Here is a 6219-nt window from a genome sequence, read left to right as displayed (position 1 = left end):
TTATCCCTTCGCGCATCGGACCGATAAATTTCGGTGTAGTCTGCCAGTGCCAAGGTGCAGACATGAAATGCAAGGTCCCGCCGGACGTCCAACGGCAATTCCTCTTCGCCATCAGGCACACCAAAAGGGATCTCGTAGTCTGTCCATAAAGTGGCTCCGATGACGCGCAGGCCATCCATCTCGAATGTATTGTTTTCAAGGATGTGAATATTGGTCCCGGCCGTGTGTTTTTTGACGAAATCCAAGGCCCACTCGATGCTCCTACCATAGTAGTCGTGATTACCGAGTGTTGCGACTACGGGCATGTGAGGGGCGATCACCGAATTGGGAAAGCCGATCGACCTGTCGATGAGACCGGACACGTCGCCTGCGCAGATGCAAATATCCGCTTCAGGAACCAGCAACGGCTGGTTCCAATATGCTTCCAGGGGCACTGAATGAATGTCGCTGATAATCCACGCCTTCATGTCAAAATCCTTTTGGCGGTGAAAAAATGGGGCAAAGACGGTCACGTCACATTTTGACTTGGTCTGAAGGCCGTGCGCAGCCTTTTAGCCAGGTCCGGTTCAACGGGTTGCGTGGCCAAGTTCGTTGAGGCGTTCGGGGGAAACAAACCCAGTTGCTTCGATCTCTGCCGCCAAAATGTCAAAAAGCGTCATCTCTTCGAGCAGCATGGTTTTCGCCCGTGTCAGCTCTTCGGCGAGTATTTGGTCGACGGCTTCCATCAAGCACGGAGCGGACTGGTTGCCGTGCTGGTCCCAAATCGTGCCGCGCCCTGTTCTGGTCAAACGCTGGCCCATTCCAAACTTTGTTTCCATCTGCACGGCAGCCTCGGTTGCGCGTTCCAAGTCGCTGCCGGGACCGGCGCCAGCCCCGTCGCCATGACTGCCCATCTTCAATTGCTCGGCGGCAATTCCAGCGAGGTAAACGCAAATATCGTCGCGGTAGGCCTGCCGGTCCCGGAAGGAAAAGGGGTCTCTGCGAAAACCGGCGCCGCCAGTGTTTTGCATGTGGAAGCGCGGGTTGATCTGGTTGGAAATGCCGACACCCAAAAAGACCCCAAAGGCAAGTTTGACACCGACGATGGTGTGACCTGCCTCATGGATGGCGATTGAGCGGCGATACTCTCCGACAACCGGGACCAACTTCGGCAGCTGGCTGGTGAGGTCATTCATCTGAACTTCTCGGTCCTGACGCCTCGCAATGCCTTTGGCGGTCCTGACCAGTTGGGCAAGATCTGCTCCTGCCATTGCTTCGGTGAGCGGCCCCAGGACAGTGAGATCCAGCCCGGGGGATGCGTCGGATCCAAGGAGTTGCCTGAGGATTGCAACACGATCTTCCTCGTCCGGCATCTCGATCTTGACGTGTCTGTCCAAACGACCCGGTCGCACCAATGCCGGGTCGATTTTGTCAGGGTGATTGGTGGCGCCGATGACGACCACGCCTTCCCTGCCCGCGCTTCCATCAATACTTTCAAGAAGTCCGTTAACGACTTGAATCGAATAGGATGCGTGGTCAGAACCGAACGTGCTTCGATCTCCCACGCTATCAATTTCATCGATGAAGATAATACTGGGCGTGTCGTCCTTCGCTTTTTTGAAATCCGCTCGCATCGCCTTCAAGAGATCGCCAAGATGTCCCTTCGCCTGCCATTGAGCCAAGGAGGCCGGTACGAAGTTGACTGAACAGCTTTCCGCCAGCGCTCGAGCGTAGATGGTCTTGCCGACACCTGGTGGACCACTCAGGAGCAAGCCGCTATGGACCTCCGACCAGCTCAACCTTCCTTGGCGCCATTCCTCAAGATCGGCTGCAAGTTGGAGACCCCATTCCTTTGCAATCCCATAACCATGGAGTTCTTCAAGCCGCGGATGCTTGAATACGATCGGTGCGGGTTTGTGGTCGTCCGGCTCGTCCGGCATGGATCGCAGCCGTCGAATTGCCTCACTCGCTGGACGGTTGGGCCGCAGCGCAATTGCGAGCTTGTCGATGGGGTATTTGAGTAGCTCTCGCGCTTGCCTCACACCCACCTTAAGCTTGAGGACCATCCGACATGCTGCCTGCAGGTCAGCGGCGTTCACGGGGTCCAGATCTAGCACCATGTCGGCAGCGAGCATGACACTCGCTGGAAGAGTTTTCGTATCTGAGAAGAAAATCGCCCGAGATTTCGTCAGGCAATCCTTGTCGAGTTCCCACGTCGCTTTCGCAGGATTGCCTTTGGTTCGGATACAGGTGTACCCCGCCTCGCGGCACTCTTCGCGACTACGGTTATCGTACAGAATAGCGGCAGCCGCGACGCTGTAATCGTGTAAATCGGTGCCATCCGGCGCCACCAGTACAAGTACGCCTGGACCGCCATCCAGGAATGCGGGCACTGCCTCAAGCGCTCTCATCACCGTGCAGTGAAATGCATAGTTTTTTACGGACGAGCAAAGTTGCTCGTTGAGAATACGAGTTGCCATGGGACACCAAAGCTGCGCTTGGCAGCGAGATAGTTAATGGGGAACGGTTCAGTCGCGCTTGCGACTGATTATGGTCTCAGGCCCAATCAGACCCTCGTCCAAGTCCATGCTGATGAGCCTCTGAAGGAAGAGCGATGCGATACCAGCGATTGGTTTCGTCTCCGCGAAGGCGGCTAGTGCGTCGGCCACTGACAAAGTCCCATGCTCGTCGAGTGCGGCAAGTAACCGTACACGATCAGAAAGCGGGACCTCGTACCTCGCATATCGAAGTAAGTCCTTCGCGTTCTTTAGACGGATTGCCGAAAGCGCCGACGGTTCCATCGTTTCATACCGATAGCCCGCGTCTTGCGCGTTTTGCCCTACCCACGAAGGTTTGTCTTCGGCATCACGACCATCCACCAGGACTAGACCATCGGCGCGTTCGACCAAGAAGTCCGGCCGATAGATTTGATCCTCATGGGTGAGAACAACCGCCAAGCATGACCACGACACCACGGCTTCATCGACGTCGAGGATGCAAGCGATATCTCGTGACAACTGGCTCCTAAAGATACCAGGGCCTGAGCAGCGAACGGTGTGAAGGGGATAAAAAATATGGGTCGGCACAGTTGAAGCTACACGGCCGGAAGATGCTGAGATGCTCATTATGAACCCTCGCTAACACACGAAACAGCGTTTCCGCAGATGCGGGGCGGTTTAGCGGGCTATTCGTATTAGGGCGCGAGCGATGTAGGTCATGTGTGAACAGATACAGAACAAAACAACTTGAGTCAACTCGCTTGATTGATTTCTCAAAATGGCCCACCGATCGGAATTGACGATGGGGCTCGCACAAAACAACTCAAATTCGATTTGGACAAAACTCGGAGTGTCCCTCCTGCCCCCAAGCTGAAGCAGTCGAGTACGAAGCAAGCAAGATCATTGAAGAAATGACAAAAATGCGCACGCCAAGGCCCCCGGCCTGTTTAATGCGGCTGCAAGAGCATAATAGATACAATCTATAGATGATTTTGCAACTTGTGGGCTGGCGTTTGAAATTTTAGATATTTTGCCCGAACGCGCTTGGGAAAGCCCGTTAAATCCACGACCGCAATCCTCCCTGCATCGATGACTTTCTCTGCTACTCTGGTGAGGTTGCTCACCGCCACTTGCGAAAGGACGCCGCGACTTGCGTTTGCTGGTTTATCGTTGAGGCCGCTTCTTCCCACGTCTCGCTTTTCGCTTGCTAGTGGGGCGGACAGACGGCTTTGCCGTCGGTTCCGGCCGTAAAATGTTCGAAATTGCTGGCTCCACGAGATCAACGAGCTTTGAGTTCGCCCATTCCGACCGCAAACTGGGAATTTGCCGAACGGCTCTCAATGCAATCATAATCCGATTCAGCAGGGGCAGCGAGTTTTTTGAAAGTGCCTGCTCAAACCATCCATCTAGATCTTCCCAGTGTTCGTAAAAGAGTTGCTGCATGGCAGCAGTAGTGGTTTCTACCACGCCATTATCCGCACATAGAACGGATCCGTGCCCGGCGATATCGTGGACTAAGTGTCCCACAGGGTCGCGAGCTGCTCTAAGAAGGGGAAAGGAGCATATACCAATTTGCAACAGAATAGACGCTGCCATCACCGGTCGATCGCTGTCGCCAACGGCGGCGCGAATTCGGGCAAGTTGGGCAAGTATCATCCACCCAGCCATCTGGCCATAGATTTCGCGATCATCGTCATCGAGATGAACGGCGTGTCCGACTGGACAACCATTCTCATTCAGTAACTCCGCGGTGCCATCACCATTGAACCGAAGTTCCCGCAGACGAGAATCAGCCATCTGAATTGCGACGACACCCTGTGGGAGGAGTTCTTTTATTGGCTCTCTCTCATGAAGACCTGAGAGAATCCCGCTGGAGAAGCTACCCTGCTTTGCCGCAAGATCACGAATTGCCTGGGCTCCGATGATGTCGCCCAAAAAGACACCGTCCATCCGGTCCGCAAGCCAGCACCCTGCCTCGAACACGTCGGCTGCGATTCGCTTCTCGAGTTCGGCGCAAACCGCATACGCGAGTTCACTCAGAAACAAATCTGGCGCGAGAGGTACATGAATGTCTTCACCACCAGCGTGCCGAAAGCTTCTTATCCAGCCTTGAGAAAGCAAAGAACGAACCGCGTCCCTCGTCTGCGGCTGAAGGGCATCGCGTCGAACCACAAAGCCGTGAGACATCTCTAAAGCTAGTCCTGTGGAGAAGTCACTCACATCCGCCACGAAGTCACGAGCTAACAGCCTGTAGCCGTAAGATACCTCTGCGAAGCTAGAGAATCTGGATCGAATGGCATCTACCAAACCCAGTCCGAGAGAAGACGGAAAGACTGAGGAGTAGTCAGCACCTTTCGAGTTTGCGACTATGTCCGCGAGCATCAAGCGCAGAAGCCATGGTACGCGGTATTCATCTGCGAAATCGGCACCTTTGACGAACCCAATATTCTTTCCTCGGAAGACCGCCCGCGCCTTTTCAAATTCGGCTTGTTTAAGCGGCTGCAGATCGATCAATAAGGCCTGCTCGGCCAGTGCCGTCCGATCACGACCGTTCTGTCCTATCAAGAGTCCCTGGACATCATCAGTTGTGCCTAAGATTCTTAGCCGTGGGCCATATCCGGCCTCTGCCATTTCTTCAATTTCTGCTGCGATTGGCGACATCGGGACGATCCCGTCTATCGCCAACACCAAAGTAGGCCCGCCCTTGGTATGAGATAGTCGTCGAAGCCACTGACGTATATCATCGGCGGTCGCGGCCCATTCGAGCGCGGCAGAAACGGTATTCGCAAGTCGCTGGAAAAGTCCGGCATTCCCTGCGCCACCGCGGACCATAAAAACTGCAAAATCGTGTGAGTTTTCCGTCTCCTCCGCAAATTCTCGGAGGATGTTGCTTTTTCCGCTTAGCGGCGGTCCAGTTACGAGAACGAACTGACGACCGGCCGCAAATGCCTCCGCCGCCTGGACCGTCCCATTTCGGGGTATCAAGAAGTCTGTAACAAAGGGCTTTGACTGGTCCCACGCCATGCCGGATTGCTGATCTATCAATTGCCGCGTCCGGGCTCTCACGGCACTTGGCCACACCCCCGCGTCCGGCCCCATCAACACATCGATGGCCCAATCAAGATTCTGGGCCGCTATTTGGGCAGCATTGGCGAAGAGCTTTGTTACGGCTTGCTTGTCTGGGTTGTCTAAAGTCAGCCCAGTGCCAGTTGCGCTGTCGAAAACGCGACACTCGTCTCCATTGGTGACAATAACCAACGGCGGCCGGGGCGTAAGTTGGTTCGCATAACTTTGGCCTTGTCGACGATCCTCTTCCGTCAACAGAAGCCCCTGTCGTTTCAATTCGACGACAGCGAGCGGTTGTCCTCCGTATCGCAAAATGATGTCCGCACGGCCTGCGGCCGTCCAATTTCGCGTACCATCAACCTCGTGATCGCCATGACCCAAGGCAATGGTAAAACGTTCCTGGTGGCTGAAATCGCTGCTAGAAATTTGGGGGAAGACTTTGGTCAACGCCGCCGAGAACATCGCCTCAAGGTGGGCCTCTGGTGGGGGTGATGGGCTCAACACTTCTTTATCTGTTTTCGTTACCGCGTCCATATTCACTCCCCGTCCTATCACGCACTTATGTAGCAACCTTCGCAAACTGAACAAGGCAAACATCATGGGTCGAGGACCGCATACTAATGTTGCCTTGGTGGCCTTCCCTATTTGGGACGCCGGCCATCACTTCAGCGACAAC

The 6219-nt window shown here is 54.8% G+C and carries 4 protein-coding genes; all 4 read right to left on the bottom strand.

The window, feature by feature from the left end:
• The coding region (locus ACSQ3J_RS11940) for a metallophosphoesterase (RefSeq protein ID WP_436039216.1) at positions 1–467 on the bottom strand (467 nt) is incomplete at its 3' end.
• A gap of 99 nt (positions 468–566) precedes the next feature.
• Complete coding sequence (locus tag ACSQ3J_RS11935) at positions 567–2459, bottom strand: AAA family ATPase (protein WP_436039214.1); 1893 nt, start codon at positions 2457–2459, stop codon at positions 567–569.
• 48 nt (positions 2460–2507) lie between these two features.
• Entirely contained in the window at positions 2508–3104 is a 597-nt protein-coding gene (locus ACSQ3J_RS11930; RefSeq protein ID WP_436039212.1) for a hypothetical protein, read from the bottom strand.
• 537 nt (positions 3105–3641) lie between these two features.
• Positions 3642–6143, bottom strand: a complete 2502-nt coding sequence (locus ACSQ3J_RS11925) for a hypothetical protein (RefSeq protein WP_436039210.1) — start codon at positions 6141–6143, stop codon at positions 3642–3644.
• Positions 6144–6219: the final 76 nt, after the last annotated feature.

This window comes from Rhizobium sp. LjRoot98, assembly GCF_964252935.1.
Taxonomy (GTDB): Bacteria; Pseudomonadota; Alphaproteobacteria; order Rhizobiales; family Rhizobiaceae; genus Pararhizobium.
The sequence above is the reverse complement of the archived record's forward strand: the minus strand, read 5'-3'. Positions and strand labels throughout refer to the sequence as shown.